The following is a 23,801-nucleotide window of genomic DNA, read 5'->3' as shown; positions in this document are numbered from 1 at the left end:
TTCGGCTTGTTTGCCCGCGCATCCTCGCATATCGAGGCGATCGGCGGCCGATGCAATCGCGTGGGACCCGTCACGTGTTTTCGCGTGCCCCGGTTGGGAGTTTATATGAGCGTGTTTTCCGCCCGTACGGGTCTCGCCGCCGCACTTGCGGTCGCCGCATTGGCCAGTGGGGGCTGCACTCAGCTGCGCTCGCACCAGGGCTATGTCGTCGATACCGACCTCGTCAACTCGGTCCAGCCGGGCGTCGACAACCGCCAGTCGGTGCTCGCCACGCTCGGCAAGCCGACGCTCGCCGGCCAGTTCGACCAGGGCGACTGGTATTATCTGGCGCGTGACAGCCGCAACCTCGCGTTCCGCAACCCACGCGCCAACGCGCAGATCACGTTGCAGATCAGCTTCGACCAGAAGGGCACCGTCACCGCGATTCGCCGCGGCGGGCTCGAGCAGGTCGCGTCGATCGCACCTTATGGCAAGAAGACGCCGACGCTGGGTCGCGAGCGCGGATTCTTCCAGGATCTGTTCGGCAATATCGGCACCGTCGGCGCGGCTGGGGCTGGCGGCGGTCAGGGCAATGGCAGCAACACTGGCGGCGGCGGCCGCAATCAGCCGTAAAGGCTAGGCATTCGCTGGACAGTCCGGAGGCCGGTTAGGCCGCACCGCATGCCTGAGCAGCGGTGCGGCCGGGCCGGGCATCATCGGCGCCGATCCCGAAAGGGGGGAAAGGGATCATCGTCGTAACGCACGTTCGACGCGATGGTTCGCCATGTGCCGCCGTAATTCGAGAAAACGACAAACATCCGTTCTCGATAAGACTATATCCGTTACGACGGTGACTTGCGGTACCCTCCGTCCGGGGGTGTGGCTTGGGCGAGTCGCTGTGGATCATCGACGCGTCCGCGCGAGAGATGCTGCTGTTTGCGGGCGTCGGACTGCTACTCGGTGGTATCGATGATCTGCTGGTCGATCTTGTCTATATCGGTCACCGGATCAGGCATGGCGGCCGGGCTCGCCTGACTCTCGCCACTCTGCCGTCGCCGCGCATTGCAGGACGGATCGCTGTGTTCGTCGCGGCGTGGGACGAGGTCGCGGTGATCGGCGGGATGCTGACGACTGCGCTCGATCGCTACGAACACGATAATTACCGCATCTATGTCGGCGCCTATCCAAACGACCGGGGGACGATCGATGCGATTGCCGCGGTCGCCGAGCGCGACTTGCGGATCCGGCTCGTGATCGGGCTACGAGACGGGCCGACGACCAAGGCCGACTGCCTCAACACCCTGTGGCACGCGCTGTGCCGCGACGATCTGCGCGAGGGGGCAGGGACGGATCGACCGACCAAGGCGGTCGTGCTCCATGATGCCGAAGATGTCGTGCACGCGCAGGAGTTGCGTGTCTTCGACAGCCTGATCGAGCGATACGACGTCATCCAGCTTCCCGTCCTGCCGCTAGTCCACCGCGGTGCGCGGCTTGTGTCGGGGCATTATGCCGACGAGTTCGCCGAATCCCACGCCAAGCAGATCGTCGTGCGGACCGCGCTGGGCGCCGCGATGCCGCTTGCCGGCACGGGCTGTGCGATCGCACCGGCCGTCCTCGCGATGATTGCGCAGGCACGGGGCGGCGATCCGTTCGATGCGACCAGTCTGACCGAGGATTACGAGCTGGGCTTGCGACTCGCAGAGCTAGGCGCTCGCGGCATCTTTGCGCGCGTTGCGGCGGACGACGCTGGGACGGTGGTCGCGGTACGCGCGTATTTCCCATGCACGCTCGGCGGCTCGGTCCGCCAGAAAACGCGGTGGATGATGGGTATTGCACTCGCGGGCTGGGATCGTACCGGCTGGGGGCAGCCCCGCGCGATCGCCGATCACTGGATGCGAATGCGCGATCGGCGCGCGCCGCTGGCCGTCGTGATCCTAGCGGTCGGCTATCTTGCGGTGCCGATATGGGTGTTGTCGCTGCTGGCGCATGGCCAAGCCGGTGGGGCGTCACCCTACGCGAACGGCGCTTACCCGATCGCGTTCTGGCTGCTCGTCGCCAATGGCGCGTTGCTGGTGTGGCGGTTGATCGTGCGGATGATATTCACGGGACGTAGTTATGGCATGCGCGAGGCGATCTGGGCGCTGCCGCGGTTTCTCGTGGGCAACCTCGTCTCGCTGATCGCCGCACCGCGCGCGGTGATCGTCTATATCGGCATGCTGCGCGGCGCGGCGCCGGTCTGGGACAAGACACAGCACGAGTTTCCTGACGCGCTGCCCATCGACGTCATCACTGACAGCATTAACCATCCAGGCCTCGCCGCCGCGGTACGATGAGCGTCGGCCGCCCGCTGCGCTTTCTCGCATTGGCGTTGGGCGGATGGGTAATGGTCCGCGTGGCGTTGCTGTTGCCGGAAGTCGCCTCGCTTCCACCGTCGGACATGATCCCACGGGTAATCGAAGTGCTCGTGCCGCAAGTCGCCGCAGCAATTCTCGGGCGACCCCGCGTGCCTCCGCGGGTGTTGACCATGCCACGCGTCGCTGTCGCATCGCCGATTTCCGCCAAGGGTCGACCATGGCAGGCACCGACGATTGCGCCGCCACGCCCCGTAGCGCGCGTTCTTCCCGATTGGCGGGCCGTCGCAGAGCCTCGGACATACCTCATTCCGTCACCGGTAGCGCCGCCCTTGGTCCTCCGAGGACCGGGTCGTCTCAGCGGAAGCGCATGGCTGCTCGCGCGTGGTGGTCCCGCCGGTACGGTGTCGGGCGGGCAACTCGGCGCGTCGCAGGGCGGTTTGCGACTAGCCTATGCGCTCGGCAGCCGTCGCAAGGTCGCGCTGGTGGCGCGCATCGCCACGCCGCTCAAAGGCGCCGGACGCGAGGCCGCACTCGGGATCGAATGGCAACCGACGCGCTTGCCGATCCGCCTCGTCGCCGAGCAGCGGTTCGCGCTCGATGGCGGACGTGGCGGACCGACGGTCGGCGTAATTGCCGGCTATGGTCCGGCCGACGTCGCACGCGGCCTCCGTCTGGAAGCATACGGCCAGGCCGGCGGGATTGCGCGTGACGGAATCGAAGGTTTCGTCGACGCCTCCGCACGACTCACGCATCCGCTGGGAAAGCTTGCCGGCGCGACCGTAGACATTGGCGTTGGCGCCTGGGGAAGTGCGCAACGCGACGCCGAACGCTTCGATATCGGACCTTCGCTCGTCGCCGCGCTGCCGGTCGCCCGCAAGACGATCCGCCTGACACTCGACTGGCGCGAACACATCGCCGGTGGCGCGCGTCCGGGCTCCGGACCGGCCCTGTCGATCGGTAGCGACTTCTAAGCGGTCGAGCCTAGCCCCGCCCGCGCAATCCGGTGTAACGCAGCCGTCGTGGATCTGTATCTTCCCGTCGCGAACCTGTCGGTCAACGCGCTCGTCATCATCCTGCTCGGCGGGGGAGTCGGACTGTTGTCGGGGATGTTCGGCGTCGGCGGCGGCTTCCTGACGACGCCGTTGCTGATCGTCTACGGCATCCCGCCGACCGTCGCCGCCGCCTCGTCCGCGAGCCAGGTGACCGGCGCGAGCGTCTCCGGCGTGTTCGCGCATTTCCGGCGCAAGGGCGTCGATACCAAGATGGGCGGCGTTCTTGTCGCGGGCGGTATCTTGGGTTCGTTCTTTGGTGCGTGGCTGTTCCGATTACTCCAGCAGAGCGGCCAGATCGATACGGTGATCGCCATCGTCTACGTCGTCATGCTCGGATCGATCGGTGGCCTGATGGCGAAGGAATCGATCGGCACGATCGGCCGCGCGCGCACTGGACGCCCTCCCAAGGCGCGCAAGCGTCGCCATCACCCGCTCGTCGCCGCGCTACCGCTCAGGACGCGCTTCTACGCGTCGGGGCTCTATATCTCGCCGCTCGCACCGCTGTTGCTGGGGTTCTTTACCGGCATCCTGACGATCCTGCTCGGCATCGGCGGTGGCTTTATTCTCGTCCCCGCGATGATCTACCTGCTGGGCATGGCGACGTCGGTCGTGGTCGGGACGTCGCTGTTCCAGACGCTGTTCGTGACGGCGGTGGCAACGATGGTCCACGCGACCACCACCAAGGCCGTCGACATCGTGCTGGCGGCGTTGCTCCTGCTCGGCTCGGTGGTGGGGGCGCAGGTCGGCGCGCGGTTCGCGACCAAGTTCCGCCCTGAATATCTCCGCCTCGGGCTCGCGGTCATGGTGCTGCTGGTCGGCGCACGCATCCTGCTGGGCTTGGTCTGGCGTCCCGAGGAGATCTTCTCGGTCACGCTGTCGTGACGGCCGGGACATGAAGCCGTGGCCGCTTCTGGCGCTGACGCCATTGCTGATGGCGCAGGCCAAGCCCGTGCTCGTCCCCGACGTGTCGCAACGCAATATCGAGATCGCCTACAGCTTCACCGGTGCCGAACTGCTGCTGTTCGGCGCGATTCTCTATCCCGGCGGGCGCCTGCCGACCGGTGAGCAACCCACCGACATCGTCGTCGTCGTCAAGGGGCCGACCCAGTCGATCCTGATGCGCGAGAAGGAGAAGGTCGCCGGCATCTGGGTCAACGCCGCGCGCCTCAGATACCGCTCCGCCCCCAGTTTCTACGCGATCGCCTCGTCAAAACCGATCGACCGCCTCGTCGACGACCGGACGCGCGCGATCTACGAGCTCGGCCTCGACAGCCTGCAATTGTCGCCGGCGTCGAGCGCGCCGGCGCCGATCCAGGACCGCTTCCAGAAAGGGCTCGTCGACCTCAAGCGCCGCGCCGGCCTGTATTACGAGGCGCCGCGTGCTGTCGAGATCACCGACGGCGTGCTCTACCGTGCGCGCGTGTCCATACCCGCCCGCGTGCCCGTCGGCCGGTTTACTGCGGAGACCTTCCTGATCCGCGACGGCCGCGTTCTGGCGGCCGCAGTACGCGACATCGACATTCGCAAATCGGGTTTCGAGCGATTCGTCGCGCGCGCCGCGGATCGCTCGTCGGTAACGTACGGGCTGGTCGCGGTTGCGCTGTCGGTGTTCCTTGGCTGGGCAGCGGGCTGGATCGCGCGCAGGGTTTAGCGCGTCTCAGCGACTAAACGCGTACCAACGCGCCGGTTTTCTCAGCAAGTTCAACACCGTCGTCATCGGATATTTACAATTATCGCGGCAGGGTCGGTCCGAAATGACTGGAGACTTTGCGGCAATGAGCGACATGCCGGGACCTGGCGCATTCTTGCGCGCGGCACCCCTGACGGGCGGATTCGCTGGCGCCGGCGCCGCGGCGGCACCTGTCGGCGTCGTCTTCGCGATCGCCGGATCGAGCAGCCGCATCCTGCTCGATCGCGCTGCGATCGCGGTGCTGCATGACGATGCCGATCCGGTCGTCGCAGCGGCCGGACAAGTCGGCAGCCAGATCAAGATGCGCGTCGGCGCGACATGGCTGGTCGCCAACATTCGCTCGCTCAAGCTGGAGGATGCCGCGGGCACCTGCGTCGCCGCGGAGATCGACTATCTGGGGGAAGGCGACGAGGACAAACTTACCGGCAAGCTCTACCGGTTCCGCCGCGGCGTGACGCGCTATCCGATGCCCGGCTGCGAGGTGTTCCCGATCACCACTGCTGACTTGCAGCAGGTCTATGCCGCCGACGACCGTGCGAACATCACGATCGGCACGGTTTATCCAACCACCGATATCCCCGCCGCGCTGTACGTCGACGCGATGCTCGGCAAGCATTTCGCGCTCGTCGGGTCGACCGGCACGGGCAAGTCGACCAGCGCCGCGCTGATCCTGCACCGCATCTGCGAACTCGCGCCGCAGGGGCATATCGTGATGATCGACCCGCATGGCGAATATGCCGCAGCGTTCAAATCGAACGGGGCGATCTACGACGTTTCGAACCTGCAGATGCCGTATTGGCTGATGAACTTCGAGGAGCATTGCGAGGTCTTCCTGACCAGCAGCGGCTCCGCGCGGCAGTTCGATGCGGACATCCTCGCCAAATGCCTGCTCGCGGCGAAGGCGAAAAGCCGTCTGGGGCAGGAGATCGCAAAGCTCACCGTCGACGCGCCGATCCCGTATATGCTCAGCGATCTGACGACGATCATCAGCGCAGAGATGGGCAAGATGGACCGCGCCGGCGACACCGCGCCCTATCTTCGGCTCAAGTCCAAGATCGACGAGATCAAGGCCGATCCGCGCTACGGCTTCATGTTCTCCGGCATGCTCGTCGCCGACACGATGGCAAGCTTCCTCGCGCGCATCTTCCGCCTGCCCGGCGACGGCAAGCCGATCTCGATCATCGACGTCTCTGGCGTACCGTCGGATATCACCTCGGTGGTGGTTGCGGTGCTCGCGCGGATGACGTTCGACTTCGCGATCTGGTCGCGCAACGAACCGCAGCGGCCGATCCTGCTCGTCTGCGAGGAGGCGCATCGCTACATCCCAGCGGGGCAGGAGGCGAACAGTTCGGTTGGTCGGATCCTCGGCCGAATCGCCAAGGAAGGCCGCAAATACGGCGTGTCGCTGGGCCTCATCACGCAGCGCCCGTCGGATCTCGCGGAGGGCGTGCTGTCGCAATGCGGCACGATCATCGCGATGCGCCTCAATAACGACCGCGACCAGGCCTTCGTCCGTGCGGCGATGCCCGAGGGTGCGCGAGGGTTTCTCGACTCCATTCCTGCACTACGTAATCGCGAATGCATCATCTGCGGCGAAGGCGTGACGATCCCGATCCGTGTAAGCTTCGACGGATTGGAGGAGGAGAAACGCCCCGCCTCGGGCGATCCGCTATTCTCCGAACTGTGGCGCGACGTCGGCGGCGAGGACCAGATCATCGGCCGCACGATCCAGCGCTGGCGAGCACAAGGCAAATAGGTGCGATCGGTCAGTGCAGGGATCGACAAGCATAACCCGTCGCTAGCTGTATTCCGGTAAAAGAGGGGATCTGATCGTGCACGTGATCACATGCCGGTCTTTGTTTTTCGGTCGATCAGGACGGCCTGCTGCCATCGGCTCGGAGCCTTGTCGGTACGGTGAATGCAGCCCGCCCAGCAACAGGGGCGCTTCTTGCCCTCGAACAGTTCCTGACCCGTACGCTCTATGCGGCGCTGTCGCGTTTTCGGCTGTTTCGCGTCCTCTATCCAGCAGATGTACTCGTTCCGGCCGAGCGGCGTCAGCCTCTGCCACAGTGCAAAGAGGCTTGGATTGGAGCAGATCGCCGACTGGAGATCGTCGCTGGCGGTATGGACAGTGCCGTGAAGAAAAGAGTTCGCCACGCATCCTCCGAGCAATGTCGCCCAATGCAATGAGCCATTCGCACGAAGAATAGCCGTTCCTCACGTTGATGACGAGCGCACGGTTCACAATGGGCAACCAACAACAAATTCCGTCGATGCCGCCGTCGCGCATCGCGTCGACGTTCATCAGATGGTTAGACGCCGACCCGTATTGCCAGCAGCTGGGCGACCCTTGCCTTGAACGCGCGTAGTTTCTCCCCCGACAGTTGCGCGACGCTTGCGAACGAGACCGAGCGCGGGTTGATCGCCGCGCCGTTCTTCCACACTTCCCAGTGCAGATGCGGGCCAGTCGACATGCCGGTCGATCCGACATAGCCGATCACCTGGCCCTGCCGGACCCGCGTGCCCGACGATACCGCGATCCGGCTCATATGGCCGTATCCGCTGGCCATCCCGCCGCCGTGAACGAGCTTGACGAAATTGCCATAGCCGCCGGTCCGCCCGGCGAATGCTACGACGCCATCGGTCATCGCGTGGATCGGCGATCCGTACGGTGCGCCAATGTCGAGGCCTTTGTGCATGCGGGTGAAGCCCAGCAGCGGGTGGAACCGCATGCCGTAGTTCGACGTGATCCGGCCGGTGACCGGCATGCCAGAAACGGCGCGGCGTTCGGTCTGGCCGTTCGCATCGAACCAGCCGCCGCGATTCGACTCGTCATCGACATTCGCCGCGTCCGGCGCGAACCGGACGAGCTGTACCTTTCGGCGTCCTTGATCGATCCCGGCGAACAGCAGGTCACCGATCCGGGTCTCGCCGGTTGCGGCACGCTCGCGCTCGACGATCACGTCGAAGCTATCCGCGGAGGTCACGTCGCGGCCGATCGAAAGTCGCGTCGAGATCGCCTTGATGAACGACTCCACGGCCTTTCCGGGAACACCGGCGGCGCGCGCGGATCGGTACAGGCTGGAGCCGACCAGGCCCTGGATCCGCAGCGGGGTCGTATCCACCGCGATCGGCTTGCGGTTTACGGACAGCCCGCCCGCTCCGCGCGTCAGCGACAGCGCCAGATCGAACCGCGCACGGAAATCGAGTTGCTCCAACGGCCGCGCGACGGTGCGATCTGGCCGACGTCCGAGCGTCAGCGCGATCCGCGTGCCGGCGGGGATGGCTTTCGGATCGACCGACTGCGCGACCAGCGCCGCCGCGGCTTCGGCATCGTTCCGACCGACGCCCGCGCGCATCAGCGCCCGGTCGAACGCATCGCCCTGGCCGAGCGTCGCCGACAGTTCGAGCGTCGGCCGTTCGGGCACGTCGGCGAGCGGCGCGACGAGATCGTTGGCCGCCATCCGCCGCCCGGTGGTCGCGCCCTGGCCGAGCGGCGCAATGCCCTGCGCGTGCGTTTCCTCCCACTCGGCACCGGCGAGCGGCGCTGGCACCGCACCGACCAGCGGCTTGAACCCCGGCGCTAGCATGACGGTCGCGGCACACAGCACGGTGCAGGTTGCGAGGCCGCGCCACCAGTCGCGACTGCCGATCCGTGCGCCGAGATCGGGCACCCAGTCGATCCGCGAGGCGGAAGCCTCTAGCGCGATATCCGGTTGCCGATCGAGCGCACGACCAAATCCGCGTGCCCCGCCGCCCGCCAGTTCCAGCGCCTGATCCGTCTGCAAATACACGCGTGCCCGCCCCGAAATCGTCCGAATGCTCGTGCGCCGTTTCATCCCCGGCGCAGGCGTCGGATTGTGGCGGGAACATGCTAAAGTCAAATTAACCGGGGTGATTGTGGGCTTTGGCGGCGGCGGGGCGTGCTCGGGTCGGGGCGGACGAGATTTGGAGAAGGATGCCCTGACTTTTGACTGTCCGGTTCGAAGACCGTCCAAACCTTTCTACCAACCCGGCGAAGGCCGGGGCCCGGTTGGGAAACAGGATTAACATAGGGCCACGCTTCGTCACCTTGGCCTGCCCAACTGGGCCCCGGCCTCGCCGGGGTGGTGTTGGATATAAGTGAACGCGTCCTCTCCGCCCGCTGGTACAGCAATCGAGCGAACCCAACATTCACCCCGCCGACACCGCGCAATTCCACCCAGGTCATTGCGCCAGCCCACTTTACCCCCGATGTTGCCCGCCATGAGCGACGAAGTCTCCGCTGGCGTGACCGCGGTTCTCGGCCCGACCAACACGGGGAAGACGCACCTCGCGATCGAGCGGATGTGCGCGCATTCCAGCGGCATGATCGGTTTCCCGCTGCGTCTGCTCGCGCGCGAGGTCTATGACCGCGTCGTCGCCATCAAGGGTGCGAACCGAGTCGCACTTGTCACGGGCGAAGAGAAGATCGTCCCGCCCGACGCGCGCTGGTTCCTGTGTACCGCCGAGTCGATGCCCGACCGCGACGTCGCTTTCGTCGGAATCGACGAAGCGCAACTCGGTGCCGATCCTGAGCGCGGCCACGTCTTCACCGACCGGCTGCTGCGCGCGCGGGGGCGCGAGGAGACGATGATCCTCGGCTCCGAAGCGCTGCGGCCGATGATCAAGAAGCTCGTCCCAGGTGCGGAGATCGTCAACCGGCCGCGCTTCTCGACGCTGACCTACGCGGGCGCGAAGAAGATCAGCCGGTTGCCCAAGCGCTCGGCGATCGTCGCGTTCTCCGCGGAGGAAGTGTACGCGGTCGCCGAGATGCTTCGGCGCCTTCGCGGTGGTGCGGCCGTCGTCATGGGGGCACTGTCGCCGCGCACCCGCAACGCGCAGGTCGCGATGTTCCAGGCGGGCGAAGTCGATTACCTGGTCGCGACCGATGCGATCGGGATGGGGCTCAACATGGATGTCGCGCACGTCGCGTTCGCCAGCCTCAATAAGTTCGACGGCAAGCGCCAGCGTCGCCTCACGGTGGCCGAGATGGCGCAGATCGCGGGTCGCGCTGGGCGGCATCAGCGCGATGGCACGTTCGGCGCGCTGTCCGACGACGGCCCCGGCGCGTTCCTGCCCGAGGAAGTGCTGGCGATCGAGGAGCACCGGTTTCCACGTCTCGAAAACCTTTATTGGCGGCAGGGCGAGCCTGATTTTTCCAGTATCGACGCGCTGATCGCCAGTCTGGAGGCGCGCCCGCCTGCCGGCGTTTTGCGTGCCGCGCCGCAAGCGCTCGACCTCGGGGTATTGAAGCGGTTGGCCGAGGAGGGCTGGGTCCGCGAGCGGGCGCGGCATCCGGCGATGGTCGCGCGACTGTGGGCTGCATGCGGGTTGCCCGATTTCCGCAAAGTCGGCCTCGATCCGCATGCGCGGTTCGTGTCGCGGGTGTTCGGGCATCTGAGCGAGGGGCGGGGGCATATCCCGCACCAATGGTTCGCGGACGAAATCGCGCGGCTCGATACGGTGGCGGGTGACGTCCCGGTGATCGCCGGGCGCATCGCGGCGACGCGTATCTGGGCGTATATTGCCCAACGGGCGGACTGGCTGGCCGAGCCGACGCTCTGGGCCGCGCGTACCGCCGCGCTCGAAGAGCGCCTGTCGGATGCACTGCATGCGAGCCTGACGCAGCGGTTCGTCGACAAGCGCACGACCGCATTGATGCGCCAGATCGGCGCGGATGCGGGCGCGTTGCCGGTGGTGATCGGGCCCGAGGGCGAGGTGATGGTCGAGGATCATCAGATCGGTCGACTCGACGGGTTCCGCTTCACCGTCGCGGCGGACGCGCGGGCAAGCGACAAGCGTCTCCTGCTCGCGGCGGCGGAAAAGCGTCTTACCGGCGAGCGGTCGCGGCGCGGGCAGTCGCTGGTCGATGCGCCGGACGCCGATATCGCGCTCGACGATGCGGCGCAGGTCATCTGGGCGGGTCATCCGGTCGCCAAACTTAGCGCGGGGCCGTCGTTCGCACGGCCGAAGCTGATCCTCGATCGCTCGCTCGACTGCCTCGACAAGCCTGCGCGAGATCGGATCGAGGCGCGGCTGTCGCTGTGGCTTGCGGGGATGCTCAAGCGGCGGATCGCCGTGCTGGTCCACCTCGCCGAACTGAGTCGTGATCCGAATGCCACGCCGGCGTTGCGTGCCGTCGCGAGTGCGATCGAGGAGGCCGGCGGGATCCTGCCGCGGTTGCCGATGCGGCTGGCGCTCGACGCGATCGATCCTGACGAGCGCAAGCGTTTGCGCAAGATCGGGATTACGGTCGGTGCGCTCGACCTGTTCGACGCGCGGCTGCTCAAGCCCGAGTCGGCGCGGTGGCGGCGCATTCTCGCGGCGGCCCGCGGTACGACGATCGCCGCCCCGCGAGATGGGGCGACCGTGCTGGCGCGTGGCAGCGAGGGTGCGGTTCTCGAGGCGGGGTTCCGTCCGCTTGGACTTCAGGCGGTCCGTATAGATCTGATCGAGCGCATCGCGCGTGCCGCACATGACTCGCGGCATGGGCGTACGCCGTTCGCGCCCGATCCTGCGCTGGCAACCTCGATCGGCGTCGATGCCGCGTCGCTGGAGCGGTTGATGGCCGAACTCGGGTTCAAGGCGCTGGCGGGGGACACGCCGCGCTGGGTCTGGCGCGGGCGTCCGCCGGCGCGGGCTGTGGCTCCGACGTCGATCGATCCGTCGCAGCAGAACGCCTTTGCCGGGCTGGCCGCACTGGTCCGCCATGGTTGAAGGCGCGATGCGGATCGATCGGTTCCTGTGGTTCGTGCGGCTCGCGAAAACGCGCAGCGCCGCGCAGGCGATCGCCGAGAAGGGGCATTTGCGCATCGATGGTCGTCCGATCGATCGCGCGCATTGCCCGGTGCGGGTTGGGAATGTGCTGACCTTCGCAGCCAACGACCAAGTCCGCGTCATCCGGGTCGAGGCGCTGCCAGCACGACGGGGGCCGGCGCCCGAGGCGCAAGGATGCTATCAGGATCTGATTGCGGGGAAGACGCCGGCCGGTACCGTCCGCGACCCGGCTTCCGAATAGTCCTCCCCTGCAAGGGGAGGTGGCAGTCCGCAGGACTGACGGAGGGGTGACACCCTATCGATAGTTCGGATACCCCTCCGTCTGGCAAGTGCCAGCCACTCCCCCCTTGCAGGGGAGGATCAAGCCACGTGAAAGCCTGATAACGTCTCGCAGAAGGCTTGCTATGATTGACGCGAGGGGCAGGCGCGCATAGTCGCTGGCGCGTTCGTCGCCGGAAAGGAATCCGGCCCAGGAGTTCTGCAATGACCTACGTCGTCACCGATGCCTGCATCCGCTGCAAGTACATGGACTGCGTGGAAGTGTGCCCGGTCGACTGCTTCTACGAAGGCGAGAACATGCTGGTGATCAATCCCAGTGAGTGCATCGACTGCGGCGTGTGCGAGCCCGAATGCCCCGCCGAGGCGATCCTGCCCGATACCGAGAGCGGGCTGGAGCAGTGGCTCGAGCTGAACACGACGTTCTCGGCGCAATGGCCCAACGTCACGCGCAACGACAACCAGACGCCGCCGGATGCCGACGCGATGAAGGGTGTCGAGGGCAAGTTCGACAAGTATTTCTCGCCCGAACCCGGCGCAGGCGACTGATAAGAGGCGGCGAATCCCGAAAAGGGCAAGCCGCCTGCCACGTTCGGCTGGTAATTTTGTTGCAAAGCTGCTATTTGGGTCCGCGACGGGCGCGATGATTCACGTCATCCGCTTGACGTACAGACCTATCCCTCCCCCGATGCAGCAGCGACGAGTCCTTCGTCGAGGCGTCGCGGCGAGGCCTGATCCGGAAAGGCCCCAAATGGCTGCCAAGGCACTGTCCTTCGATGTCGGTGATTTCGTCGTTTATCCCAAGCACGGGGTCGGCCGTGTGATCGAGCTCCAGCGCTCGGAAATCGCCGGCATGACACTGGAACTCTACGTCCTCCGGTTCGAGAAGGAGCGCATGACGCTCCGCGTGCCGACCAACAAGGCCGAAAGCGTCGGCATGCGCAAGCTGTCGTCCGACAAGACGATGCGCGAGGCGATGGACACGCTCAAGGGCAAGCCCAAGGTCAAGCGCACCATGTGGTCGCGCCGCGCGCAGGAATATGAAGCGAAGATCAACTCGGGCGACCTCGTGTCGATCGCCGAAGTGGTCCGCGATCTGTTCCGTGCCGACGACCAGCCCGAGCAGAGCTATTCCGAGCGCCAGATCTTCGAAGGCGCGACCAGCCGCCTCGCGCGCGAACTGGCGGCGATGGAAGAGCTCGACGAGCCCAAGGCGCAGGAGAAGATCCTCGACATCCTCCGCGCCGCGGCTGCGATCTATAACAAGGACAAGGTGCCGGCTTAACTGCTGGGCGCTTTGTGAGACGAAGGGGCGGTCCTGGGGGCCGCCCTTTTTCGTTCTGCTGCTTCCTTCCTCAAGATAGGGGGCCGTTCAGCGAGCTTGGGCCAGACAAGTTTCCCATTGCGCAGCCCCGTAGCAGGTGTATTGTATCAATAATACACAGGAGGATGCGATGAACTTTCTTGCGCTCGGACTGATCATTCCTCTCGCGGCCTGCTCGTTCAGCTGGAACGGCGACAATGAAGGCTCCGGGGCTGCGGCGGCCGGTTCGGGGACCACCCGGACCTTCCAGGTTGCCGGTTTCAACGGCATCGACCTTCGGGGCTCGGACGACGTCGACGTCCGCGTCGGTACCGGCTTCTCGGTTCGCGCCGAGGGACCGAGCGAACAACTCGATCGCCTGCGCATCGAGCGTGACGGGGATACGCTCAATATCGGTCGCAAGAACGGGGCAAGCATGGGCTGGAGCAAGGGGGCCAAAGTGAAGGTGTACGTCACCCTGCCACGGCTCACCGACGCGAGTGTCTCTGGATCGGGCAATATGGCCGTGGATCGTGTCGAGGGCGGTGGGTTCGAAGGCGGAATCGCCGGATCGGGCAATCTCGACATCGCCGCGATCAAGGTCGACGTTGCGAAATTCTCGATCGCCGGATCGGGTACCGCGCACGCGAGCGGCACGGCACGCGATCTGACGGTGGACATCGCAGGCTCGGGCGATCTCGACGGCACCCGGTTTGAGGCGCAATCGGCGACGGTCGAGATCGCCGGTTCGGGAAGCGTGCGCGCGGTGGTGAACGGCGCTGCGAAGGTCGCCATGTTGGGCTCGGGTGACGTCGATCTCGGGCCGCAATCCCGCTGCACGATCTCCAAGATGGGCTCGGGGCGTGTCCGCTGCGGGCGGTAAGTCGCCGCCGGACTTGCGCGGGGGTACATAACCGGCGACGTTCGCGGGTATGAAATATCTGCTCGCCGCGTCGCTGCTCCTGTCCTCGCCGGCATTCGCCCAGTCTTCCGCGACGAGCCGGACGGTCTCGGTCGGTAGCTTCGATCGTGTGCGGGTCGAGGGGCCGTTCGAGGTCCGCGTCACGATCGGCTCTCCGCGTGCGACCATCACCGGCCTGGGCAGGGGGGACGATGTGGCCGTCCGGGTCGATGGTACCACGCTGTCGGTGCGCAAGGGCACCGGCGGCTGGGGCGAGCAGACGCGTGGCGGCGGCGGGGCGGGGCCGACCGTCGTGACGCTCTCGACACCCGAGCTGACCTCGGCCAGCGTCGCGGCCGGCGGGCGGCTCACGATCGCGAAGATGCGCGGCATGCGCGTCGACGTGACGGTCAGCGGTAACGGGAGCTTGGCCCTCGCGGCGGCCGATACCGATCAGCTGAACGCGACGCTGATCGGCGCCGGCCAGATGACGCTCGCCGGCCGCGCGGCGCGCGCGCGCCTCGTGACGAGCGGGCCGGGCGCGATCGACGCATCGGGGCTGGCGGTCAACGATCTGACCGTCCACCTCGACGGCGTCGGCGAGACGAAGGCGGCGGCGCGCTACACGGCGCAGGTGACGAACAGCGGGCTGGGAACGGTCACGATCACCGGCAACGCGAAATGCCGCGTCGATGCAGCGGCCGGTGGGCCGGTGGTGTGTGGGAAGCCGGCGGCGGGAGTCTCTGCTCCGTAGAAGGGGATGGTGTGCTGCTGCCCCATCCACACCGACCTCTCCCGGGCGATATCCGCATCTGGATCGAGCGAGTTACCCTATCCGTATCGGCCCTCATACCTTCCGAACGTGTGTCGTCATTCCCGCGGAGGCGGGAACCCATACTGGCTGACCTCACACTGAGATCGCTATCCTCTGAGGACATGGATCCCCGCCTGCGCGGGGATGACGGTGGAGTTTATCGTCGGGTGGGATGAACCTCGACGAGTTCTGGCTCCCACCCCTTAAATGAGCGCCAATTCCGCCAGCTTGGTCATCAGCGCGGGCGGCATCACGTCCAACCCGGTCGCATCGCCGCCCAGATCGAGCGGCGCATCTGCCCCTTCAAGATACCGCCACCCCTGATGCGCGCGTTTCGGCCGCGCCTGCACCAGCACCAGCTTCGGATCGATGTGGATCGCCACGCGGCCCTCCTCGGCCTCGCCGAACCCGAGGATCGGCGAGCGGGCAATCAGCTGGTGTTTCAGGATCCAGAACATCGAACCCTGACCAGCGACCTCCTCATGCCGCTTGGGCAGATAGCGCGTGGTGAGGAACACCGGCCCCTCTTCGCCACGCAGCCGGAACCGCTCCGCCAGATGGTCGACGCTTTCCGCGCCGAACGCGACTTTGGTGAGGTGGAGCGGCATAGCGTTGGAAATGGGCGTTAATACCGGACGATCAACCGTGTAGACCCCACAAAGATGCAAGCCCGAGGAACGAGAAGAATCCCATCGTGTCGGTCATCGTCGTAACGAACACCGCCGACGATACCGCAGGGTCGATCCGGAACTTGTCGAGCGTCACCGGCACCAGCACGCCGCTTAAGCCCGCGACGATGTTGTTGGTCAGCATCGCCGCCGCGATCACGATCGACAGATTCTGGTTGTGGAAGATCAGATACGTCCCGAGTCCGATCAGCGCGCCCAGCATGACGCCATTCGCCGCCGCGATGCGGAACTCGCGGCCGATCATCCGCGCGGTGTTCGAACTCGTCAGCTGGTTGGTCGCCAGTGCGCGGACCACCACGGCGAGCGTCTGCGTGCCGGCATTGCCGCCCATTCCCGACACGATCGGCATCAGCACCGCGAGCAGCGCGAAGCTCGCGATCGTCCCCTGGAACAGCCCCACGACCGACGACGCGACCATCGCGGTGCCGAGATTGACCACCAGCCACGTGAACCGCGTCCGCACCGTCAGCCGGATCGGCTCGTTGATGTCGCCGTCGCCTGCACCCGCGAGACGCAGCGTATCCTCGCCCGCTTCTTCCGAAATGATGTGAACGATATCATCGACCGTGATCATCCCGACCAGTCGGCCGCCATGATCCACGACTGCCGCCGAGATGAGCGCGTATTTCTGGAAGCGCAGCGCGACTTCCTCCTGGTCCATGTCGACCGGGATCAGCGTCTGCTCGCGCTTCATCACGTCGGCGATCGCGATCCCGCGCGGGGTGCGCAGCATCCATGACAGCTGGCACGTGCCGATCGGCTTGTGCGCAGGGTCGACGACGAAGATCTCCCAGAAATCGGTCGTCAGCTCCTCGTGGCCGCGCAGATAATCGATCGCGTCGCCGACGGTCCAATGCTCGGGGACCGCAATGAGCTCGCGCTGCATCAGGCGACCGGCGGACTCCTCGGCGTAGCTCAGCGCCTCCTCGATCGCCGCGCGGTCGTCCGGGTCGAGCGCGCGCAGCACTGCACGCTGCTCGTCCTCGTCCATGTCTTCGATGATCGCGACGGCATCGTCGGTATCGAGCTCGGAGGCGAGATCGGCGACCTGGTGCGGCTCGAGCGCATCGATCAGATCCTCGCGGACGTAATCGTTCATCTCGGCGAACACGTCGCCGTCAAGCAGGTCGGTGACCGCCCGGGCCAGCGCCGCGCGATCCTGTTGCGGGGTCAGCTCGAACAGATCGGCGATGTCGGCCGGGTGCAGCGGTTCGACCAGCGTACGCGCCGCCTCGTCGTCGCCGTCCTCGACCGCATCGAGCACCGCCCGCACGAATTCGGGCCGCAGATGGTCGTCGCGATCGAGCTGGTTTTCGGGCTGGGTGTCGGTTTCGACCTCGGGAAGCTCGAGTTCGCTCATGGCTGCCTCCCTTAAAAGATGCGCGGTTGGGCCCTAACGCGGCCGGCGCGCATTTGCCAGTCGGAGTGCGGCTCCCTATCTGCCGCGCATCAATTCAGGAGAACATGAATGGCTGACACCCCCGAAACGCTGACGCTGACCCTCGATGGCGGCGATGTCACGATCAAGCTGCGTCCAGATCTGGCGCCCAAGCACGTCGAGCGGATCGTCGAGCTGGCGAACGAAGGCTTCTACGACGGCGTACCCTTTCACCGCGTGATCCCGGGCTTTATGGCGCAGGGCGGTGACGGTGGTCGCGGCGACGGCACCGGCGGGTCGAGCAAGCCCAACCTCAAGGCGGAATTCTCGGCCGAGCCGCACGTCCGCGGCGTCTGCTCGATGGCGCGCACCAACCAGCCCGACACGGCGAACTCGCAGTTCTTCATCGTGTTCGACGACGCGCGCTTCCTCGACAAGCAGTACACCGTCTGGGGCGAAGTCACCGACGGCATGGACCTGATTGACGCGCTGCCGAAGGGCGAGCCCCCGCGTTCGCCGGGCAAGATCGTCAAGGCACGCGCTGCGTAAGCTGAATTCCCCTCTCGCTCGCGGGAGGGGCTAGGGGAGGGCGCGACGTACGTACCGGCGTCCGGTGCGTGAGGTACGCCCCTCCCCCGACCCCTCCCGCAAGCGGGAGGGGAGCAGCGGTCATACCTCCGCTACGGTCCGTATCAGCCAGTCGTGGAACAGCTTGACTGGCTTGGTCTGCAACGCTCGCGGGCGGCATACGAACCAGTAGCTGTACGGGCTCTCCACCTCGATATCGAACAGCCGCACCAGTCGCGGATCATTCGCATCTTCGAAATGGCTCGCGTGCATGAACGCGACGCCGAGCCCTTGCGCGGCAGCCTCCAGCATCAGCGCGCCCGAATCGAAATGATCGATCGCCAGCGGCTCGATATCGTCTAGCTCCGCCGCCGTCCGCCACGCGGTGAACGTATCCGTCATGTCGCGGTGCACCAGCGCCGTCAGCGTCGAGAGCTGTTCGGGCCGCGTGATCGGGTCCGCCCGCTCCAACAGGCTCCGCGCACCGATCACATAGACCGAATTGCGATCCAGTCGCCGCGCGTAGAAGGCCGGATCGATCTCGCGCGACAGGGCGATCACCGCGTCGAGTCCATCGCCGAGCCGCGACACCAGATGCGCCGCGGTATCGATATCGAGATGCAGCTCGGGATGCGACGTGCGCAACTCGCCCAGCTTGGGGAACAGCTTCTGCGACGCATAGAGCGGTAGGATCCCGAGACGCAGCCGCAGCACCTCGGTCGTGCTGGTCAGCGATTCGACCGCGTCCGACAGCGAATCGAGCACCGGTGCGATCTGCGCCAGCAACCGCTCCCCATCCGCATTCAGCACCATCGCCTGATGCCGCCGCGCGAACAGCGGCTTGGCGATGAACCGCTCAAGGCTTTGCACACGCCGGCTGAGCGCAGGTGCGGACAGTGCCAGATCCTCGGCGGCGGCCTTGATCGACCCCAGCCGAGCGACCTGCACGAACGCCTCGATAGCCCCCAATGGCGGCAGCCTGCGCATGATTCCTCTTTCGAATCGACGAGTGTGACAACGACCGCTGGACGCATTCATGCATGCGATTGCAGTTAGCGCAATCGTAGCTGATCCCTTCGCACTTGCAACACGAACCGTCTCGACGCAAAAAGACCTCGCCTTTTAGGCATCCTCTCCTAAAAACTTTCATGGGCTGGCCTTCATTGGCCGGCCCTTTTTTTGTGTTTTCAACCCCTGACAAGGCTGGAACCGGCCCCCTATCTCGGACGCTACGAGATCGAATGGAGTCGACATGGCCGATAGCGAAATCCCCACGCGCAAAATTCAGGTCGCCAACGCGCGTCCCGAAGACAGTGGCCGCGGCCTGGCGCACCTGCCGCGCGCGCTGATGGCGACGCTCGGCATCGGCGAAGGCGACGTCATCGAGATTCTCGGTAAGCAGAACACACCAGCGCGCGCCGTCGGTCCGTATCCGGAGGACGAGGGTCTCGACATTCTCCGCCTCGATGGCCTCCAGCGCGCCAATGCCGGCGTCGGCTCGGGCGATTACGTCGAGGTGCGCAAGGCCGAATCGAAACCGGCGACCCGCGTCGTCTTCGCGCCGGCGCAGCAGAACCTTCGCCTCCAGGGTTCGACCAACGCGCTCAAGCGCACGTTCCTCGGCAGGCCGATCTGCCAGGGCGATATCGTCGCGACCGCGGGGCATCAGCGCGTCGGCAACATGCCGCCGGGCGTCCAGCAGTTCATGAACGCGCCGGCCTACGCGTTGCAGGAGATCCGCCTCGCGGTGATCGCCGCCAGCCCCAAGGGCGTGGTACACATCGACGAGAATACCGAGATCGAACTCCGCTCCGAGTATGAAGAGCCGCAGGCCGCTCGCCGCGCCGACGTCACCTACGACGATATCGGCGGCATGGCGCAGACGATCGACCAGTTGCGCGAGATGGTCGAACTGCCGCTCCGCTATCCCGAACTCTTCCAGCGTTTGGGTGTCGATCCACCCAAGGGCGTCTTGCTTCATGGCCCTCCCGGTACCGGCAAGACCCGCCTCGCGCGCGCTGTCGCGAATGAATCCGACGCACAGTTCTTCCTGATCAACGGTCCGGAAATCATGGGTTCGGCGTACGGCGAGTCCGAGTCGCGCCTACGCGAAGTGTTCGAGGAAGCCGCGAAGGCAGCGCCTTCGATCGTCTTCATCGACGAGATCGATTCGATCGCGCCGAAGCGTGGCCAGGTGTCGGGCGAGGCGGAAAAGCGTCTCGTCGCGCAGTTGCTGACGCTGATGGACGGCATCGAATCACGTGCGAACCTCGTCGTGATCGCCGCCACCAACCGTCCCGAGGCGATCGACGAAGCACTCCGTCGTCCGGGCAGGTTCGATCGCGAGATCGTCGTCGGCGTGCCGGACGAGCGCGGCCGTCGCGAGATCCTCGGCATCCACACGCGCGGCATGCCGCTCGGCGACCGCGTCGACCTCGACGAGCTGTCGCGCACCACCTACGGCTTCGTGGGTGCCGATCTCGCCGCGCTGACCCGCGAGGCGGCGATCGAGGCGGTCCGCCGGATCATGCCGAAGCTCAACCTCGAGGAGCGGACGATCCCGCCCGAGGTGCTCGACGAATTGTCGGTCACGCGCGAGGATTTTCTGGGGGCGCTCAAGCGCGTCCAGCCCTCGGCCATGCGCGAAGTGATGGTGCAGGCGCCGACCGTGCGGTGGGCCGATGTCGGCGGTCTCGACGACGCGCAGATGCGGCTGAAGGAGGGCGTCGAGCTCCCGCTCAAGAACCCAGACGCGTTCCGCCGTCTCGGTATCCGCCCGGCCAAGGGCTTCCTGCTCTACGGCCCCCCCGGCACCGGCAAGACGTTGCTCGCAAAGGCGGTCGCGCGCGAGGCGGAGGCGAACTTCATCGCCACCAAATCGTCCGACCTGCTGAGCAAATGGTACGGCGAAAGCGAACAGCAGATCGCCCGCCTGTTCCAGCGCGCACGCCAGGTCGCGCCGTGCGTGATCTTCATCGATGAGCTCGATTCACTGGTGCCCGCACGGGGCAGCGGTGCTGGCGAGCCGCAGGTGACCGAGCGTGTCGTCAACACGATTCTCGCGGAGATGGACGGGCTTGAGGAGCTACAATCGGTCGTCGTGATCGGCGCGACCAACCGGCCCAACCTGATCGATCCGGCATTGCTGCGTCCCGGTCGGTTCGACGAACTCGTCTATGTCGGTGTCCCCGACAAGGCCGGCCGTCGTCGCATCCTCGGCATCCAGACCGAGAAGATGCCGCTTGCGTCCGACGTCGATCTCGACCGTCTTGCAGACCGCACCGACCGCTTCTCGGGTGCGGATCTGGAGGACGTCGTCCGCCGCGCCGGCCTGGTGGCGTTGCGCCGCTCGATCGACTCGACCGACGTGACGATGGCCGACTTCGAAGGCGCGCTGAAAGAGTCGCGTGCCAGCGTGACCCCGGAAACCGAACGCGAATACGAACAGATGGCCGCCCGCCTGAAGCAGGACGCGACGGCGATCCAGCCTCTGGGCTTCGCGTTCCCCAGCAAGGCGGACGACTGATCCTCGCTTCCCACCCGGTTCCCGCCGGGTGGGAAGATGGGCGTAGCGAGCCGGCCACCGGGATCATCGTTGCACGCGGCATGGCCATGTTGTACCATTTGGTACAAGTTAGTTGATAGGTGCCGCCATGTCCCGACCGCCACTGCCTCCATTCACGCATGAGACCGCAGCGCAGAAGGCGCGCATGGCGGAGGACGCGTGGAACAGTCGCGATCCGGACAAGGTGTCGCTGGCCTACACGCCCGACAGCGTCTGGCGGAACCGGACCGAGTTCCTGACCGGCCGCGACGCGATCGTCGTCTTCCTGACGCGCAAATGGGCGGCGGAACTCGACTATCGCCTCATCAAGGAAGTCTGGGCGCATGACGGCAACAGGATCGCGGTGCGGTTCGCCTATGAATGGCGCAACGACGCCGGCGACTGGTTCCGCTCCTATGGCAACGAGAATTGGGAGTTCGACGACGCCGGGCTGATGGCGCGCCGCATCGCCTCGATCAACGACTGCGCGATCGCGGACGGCGACCGCAAGTTCCATTGGCCGCTCGGCCGTCGCCCCGACGACCATCCCTCGCTGAGCGATCTCGGCCTCTGACCGCGAAGCGCGTCCTGACCGATCGCGCCGACGCCTTGCCGGCACTCGCCGAGGCGTTTCGCAAGCACGGCTTCGAGGGCGCCAGCCTGTCGACGCTCTCGAAGGCGACCGGGCTCGGCAAGGGCAGCCTCTACAACTTTTTCCCCGGCGGGAAGGTGGAGATGATGGACGCCGTCCTCGCCGAGATAGACGATTGGTTCGCGACGACGATCTTCGTGCCGCTGGAGCAGGCGACCGACCCGGCATCGGCAATCACCGCCATGATCGAGGATGTGACGGCGTATTTCCAGTCCGGGGGCAGGGTCTGCCTCGTCGGCTGGCTCGGTCTGGGCGCCTCAGGCGACGTTTTCGCGGTCCGGATCAGCGGGTATTTTTCCCGCTGGATATCGGCCTTGGCGCATTGCCTCGAAGCGAGCGCTATCCCGTCAACGCTGGCCGTGCGCCTCGCGGAAGACACGGTTGCCGGGATCCAGGGCGCGATCGTCCTGGCGCGCGCGTTGGGTGACGAGACCGCGTTCGTGCGGATCGTCCGTCGGCTGGAAGGGATTTTGCTCGACGCGGTGGCATGTCATGGCAGGTCCGATGCGTAATCGGCCTGATCAAGCCTAAACGTCCTTCGCATCACGCAGCGAAACCCAAGCATAGCCGATCATCACCACGCAGGCCGCGCCCGCGACCAGATAGGGCAGCGAGTGCTGCGCTTCGTACAGTCCGACGCCTATCGATGGCCCCAGCACGAAGCTCGCGCCGTTGATCGACGTCACCTTGCCCGCGACCGAGCCTTGCGCGTTGGCGCCAACCGCGAGCGAGGACCCGGCGGTAAACCCCGGTCTCGTGAAGCCAAAGCCGAGGCTCGCCAGCGCATAGGCGGTCGCGATCGTGTAGAGCGAGGTCGCGATCCCGGTCAGCGCGGTGCCGGCCGCGGCAAGCACCAGTCCGGTCAGCACGAGTTGCCGCGGGGTCATGTTGAGGCGGGGGATAATGCCCCATTGCGCCAGCAGTGCGGCGCCAGCGCCCATCATCAGGACGATGCCCGTCGGCTCCAGCGCGAGGGCAGGGGCGAGGTGGAGACGGTCGATCACGAGGAAGCCGATCGCCTGCCCCGTCATGGCCTGCGCGTGGCCCATCACCAGCCCGGCGATCATCCACGCGCGGATGCGGGGATCCGTGTAGCCGACATGCTCGACATGCGATCCGGTCGCGGCGGCGACCGAGGCCCCGGTCGGCGCACCACCAATCGAGGGATAGGCCGAACTCGCGCCGTGCGTCTCGTGCGGGGCGACGATCTTGTCGTCGGGCAGCATCCGCCGCACCGTGATCCACACCGCCACCCCGAACACCGCGAACAGGAACGCGGGGCCCGCCAAGCCGATCTCGACTCCGCCGATCGAGCCGAGGATCAAATACGGCGCGATCGCCGGCCCCAATATGGTGCCGAGCCCGAATGCCGAGGCGAGCAACGTCAGCGCCTTGGTCCGCTCTTCCCGCGTCGTCTCGCCGGCGACGAGCGCCTGCACCGCCGGCGGTGCGGCCGCGCCGAACGTGCCGTAGATCAGCCGGCCGCCGATGAAGCACAGGAACGCGGTCGTGCCGCCGATCCAGGCGTTGATCCCGGCGAGCAGGAACACGCCGCACACGGTCAGCGACACACTGAACCCACCGACGCCGAGCAGAATCATCGCGCGCCGGCCGTGCTTGTCAGACCGGTTCGCCCAGAACGGCGCGGCGATTACCCACAGCAACGCCGACACCGAGAACGCCGCCGCGACCGCACTGTCGGCCACCCCGAGCGACCGCCCGAGCGCAGGCAACACCGATTGTAGCGCGGTATTTCCCGCCGCGATCGTCAGCATAACCAGGAACATCAGCGCGAAGCGCCGAT

Annotated in this window: 22 protein-coding genes; 16 read left to right on the top strand and 6 right to left on the bottom strand. The window is 66.1% G+C overall.

From position 1 onward, the window contains the following. Positions 1 to 105 precede the first annotated feature (105 nt). The 6 genes from AC59GX_RS09820 (at position 106) to AC59GX_RS09795 (ending at position 6,831) form a co-directional block, all read left to right on the top strand. The gene (locus AC59GX_RS09820; protein WP_056487899.1) at positions 106 to 612 is read left to right on the top strand and encodes an outer membrane protein assembly factor BamE; all 507 of its coding nucleotides are present in this window, start codon (positions 106 to 108) and stop codon (positions 610 to 612) included. Positions 613 to 863: 251 nt separating this feature from the next. Continuing rightward, positions 864 to 2,312 carry a glycosyl transferase family protein gene (locus AC59GX_RS09815; protein ID WP_497301614.1) on the top strand — a complete coding sequence of 483 codons (1,449 nt, stop codon included), beginning with the start codon at positions 864 to 866 and terminating at the stop codon, positions 2,310 to 2,312. After that, positions 2,309 to 3,304 (top strand): hypothetical protein, encoded by a 996-nt coding sequence (locus AC59GX_RS09810; RefSeq protein ID WP_426283365.1) that lies wholly within the window; start codon positions 2,309 to 2,311, stop codon positions 3,302 to 3,304. Before AC59GX_RS09815 ends, AC59GX_RS09810 begins: the two co-directional genes overlap by 4 nt. Positions 3,305 to 3,352: 48 nt before the next feature. Next, on the top strand, positions 3,353 to 4,267 hold the full coding sequence (locus AC59GX_RS09805; protein WP_426283367.1) for a sulfite exporter TauE/SafE family protein: 915 nt from the start codon (positions 3,353 to 3,355) through the stop codon (positions 4,265 to 4,267). Positions 4,268 to 4,277: 10 nt separating this feature from the next. Then, on the top strand, positions 4,278 to 5,036 hold the full coding sequence (locus AC59GX_RS09800) for a TIGR02186 family protein (protein ID WP_426283368.1): 759 nt from the start codon (positions 4,278 to 4,280) through the stop codon (positions 5,034 to 5,036). Between the two features lie 124 nt (positions 5,037 to 5,160). Next, positions 5,161 to 6,831: an ATP-binding protein gene (locus AC59GX_RS09795; protein ID WP_426283502.1), complete on the top strand. Its 1,671-nt coding sequence runs from the start codon at positions 5,161 to 5,163 to the stop codon at positions 6,829 to 6,831. A gap of 86 nt (positions 6,832 to 6,917) precedes the next feature. Here AC59GX_RS09795 and AC59GX_RS09790 read toward each other — a convergent pair whose 3' ends face one another. Next, positions 6,918 to 7,232: a YdeI/OmpD-associated family protein gene (locus AC59GX_RS09790; RefSeq protein WP_426283370.1), complete on the bottom strand. Its 315-nt coding sequence runs from the start codon at positions 7,230 to 7,232 to the stop codon at positions 6,918 to 6,920. Positions 7,233 to 7,387: 155 nt separating this feature from the next. Continuing rightward, entirely contained in the window at positions 7,388 to 8,869 is a 1,482-nt protein-coding gene (locus AC59GX_RS09785; RefSeq protein WP_497301612.1) for a peptidoglycan DD-metalloendopeptidase family protein, read from the bottom strand. A 451-nt stretch (positions 8,870 to 9,320) separates the two neighbouring features. Between AC59GX_RS09785 and AC59GX_RS09780 the strand changes: the two genes are divergently transcribed. The 6 genes from AC59GX_RS09780 to AC59GX_RS09755 all read left to right on the top strand — a co-directional run bounded on the left by AC59GX_RS09780 (position 9,321) and on the right by AC59GX_RS09755 (position 15,107). Then, positions 9,321 to 11,813, top strand: coding sequence for a helicase-related protein (locus AC59GX_RS09780; RefSeq protein ID WP_426283374.1), 2,493 nt, complete (start codon positions 9,321 to 9,323; stop codon positions 11,811 to 11,813). 7 nt (positions 11,814 to 11,820) lie between these two features. Next, positions 11,821 to 12,114, top strand: coding sequence for an RNA-binding S4 domain-containing protein (locus AC59GX_RS09775; protein ID WP_497301610.1), 294 nt, complete (start codon positions 11,821 to 11,823; stop codon positions 12,112 to 12,114). Between the two features lie 242 nt (positions 12,115 to 12,356). After that, positions 12,357 to 12,698 carry a ferredoxin FdxA gene (fdxA, locus tag AC59GX_RS09770; protein ID WP_031393648.1) on the top strand — a complete coding sequence of 114 codons (342 nt, stop codon included), beginning with the start codon at positions 12,357 to 12,359 and terminating at the stop codon, positions 12,696 to 12,698. 202 nt (positions 12,699 to 12,900) lie between these two features. Then, the gene (locus tag AC59GX_RS09765; RefSeq protein ID WP_056053923.1) at positions 12,901 to 13,434 is read left to right on the top strand and encodes a CarD family transcriptional regulator; all 534 of its coding nucleotides are present in this window, start codon (positions 12,901 to 12,903) and stop codon (positions 13,432 to 13,434) included. A 169-nt stretch (positions 13,435 to 13,603) separates the two neighbouring features. Next, positions 13,604 to 14,335 (top strand): head GIN domain-containing protein, encoded by a 732-nt coding sequence (locus tag AC59GX_RS09760; protein ID WP_426283378.1) that lies wholly within the window; start codon positions 13,604 to 13,606, stop codon positions 14,333 to 14,335. 49 nt (positions 14,336 to 14,384) lie between these two features. Next, entirely contained in the window at positions 14,385 to 15,107 is a 723-nt protein-coding gene (locus AC59GX_RS09755) for a GIN domain-containing protein (RefSeq protein WP_497301609.1), read from the top strand. A gap of 263 nt (positions 15,108 to 15,370) precedes the next feature. Here AC59GX_RS09755 and AC59GX_RS09750 read toward each other — a convergent pair whose 3' ends face one another. Both AC59GX_RS09750 and mgtE read right to left on the bottom strand, forming a co-directional pair. Further along, on the bottom strand, positions 15,371 to 15,775 hold the full coding sequence (locus AC59GX_RS09750) for a DUF1489 family protein (protein WP_426283381.1): 405 nt from the start codon (positions 15,773 to 15,775) through the stop codon (positions 15,371 to 15,373). Between the two features lie 31 nt (positions 15,776 to 15,806). Then, positions 15,807 to 17,216 (bottom strand): magnesium transporter, encoded by a 1,410-nt coding sequence (gene mgtE, locus AC59GX_RS09745; protein WP_253071424.1) that lies wholly within the window; start codon positions 17,214 to 17,216, stop codon positions 15,807 to 15,809. A gap of 108 nt (positions 17,217 to 17,324) precedes the next feature. On the opposite strand from mgtE, the gene AC59GX_RS09740 reads away from it, so the two are divergent. Next, positions 17,325 to 17,783: a peptidylprolyl isomerase gene (locus AC59GX_RS09740; protein WP_133020215.1), complete on the top strand. Its 459-nt coding sequence runs from the start codon at positions 17,325 to 17,327 to the stop codon at positions 17,781 to 17,783. 120 nt (positions 17,784 to 17,903) lie between these two features. On the opposite strand, the gene AC59GX_RS09735 is transcribed toward AC59GX_RS09740, so the two are convergent. Beyond that, positions 17,904 to 18,788, bottom strand: a complete 885-nt coding sequence (locus AC59GX_RS09735) for a LysR substrate-binding domain-containing protein (protein WP_426283384.1) — start codon at positions 18,786 to 18,788, stop codon at positions 17,904 to 17,906. Between the two features lie 265 nt (positions 18,789 to 19,053). Between AC59GX_RS09735 and AC59GX_RS09730 the strand changes: the two genes are divergently transcribed. The 3 genes from AC59GX_RS09730 to AC59GX_RS09720 all read left to right on the top strand — a co-directional run bounded on the left by AC59GX_RS09730 (position 19,054) and on the right by AC59GX_RS09720 (position 22,509). Next, on the top strand, positions 19,054 to 21,327 hold the full coding sequence (locus AC59GX_RS09730; protein ID WP_120300751.1) for a CDC48 family AAA ATPase: 2,274 nt from the start codon (positions 19,054 to 19,056) through the stop codon (positions 21,325 to 21,327). A 127-nt stretch (positions 21,328 to 21,454) separates the two neighbouring features. After that, entirely contained in the window at positions 21,455 to 21,919 is a 465-nt protein-coding gene (locus AC59GX_RS09725; protein ID WP_426283387.1) for a nuclear transport factor 2 family protein, read from the top strand. A 35-nt stretch (positions 21,920 to 21,954) separates the two neighbouring features. Continuing rightward, entirely contained in the window at positions 21,955 to 22,509 is a 555-nt protein-coding gene (locus tag AC59GX_RS09720; protein ID WP_426283389.1) for a TetR/AcrR family transcriptional regulator, read from the top strand. Positions 22,510 to 22,524: 15 nt separating this feature from the next. Here the strand turns inward: AC59GX_RS09720 and AC59GX_RS09715 are convergent, their stop codons facing one another. Further along, the gene (locus AC59GX_RS09715) at positions 22,525 to 23,784 is read right to left on the bottom strand and encodes an MFS transporter (RefSeq protein ID WP_426283504.1); all 1,260 of its coding nucleotides are present in this window, start codon (positions 23,782 to 23,784) and stop codon (positions 22,525 to 22,527) included. Between the last annotated feature and the right edge of the window lie 17 nt (positions 23,785 to 23,801).

This window comes from Sphingomonas sp. 320_CC (genome assembly GCF_059691795.1).
This window is presented reverse-complemented; position numbering and strand designations above follow the sequence as displayed.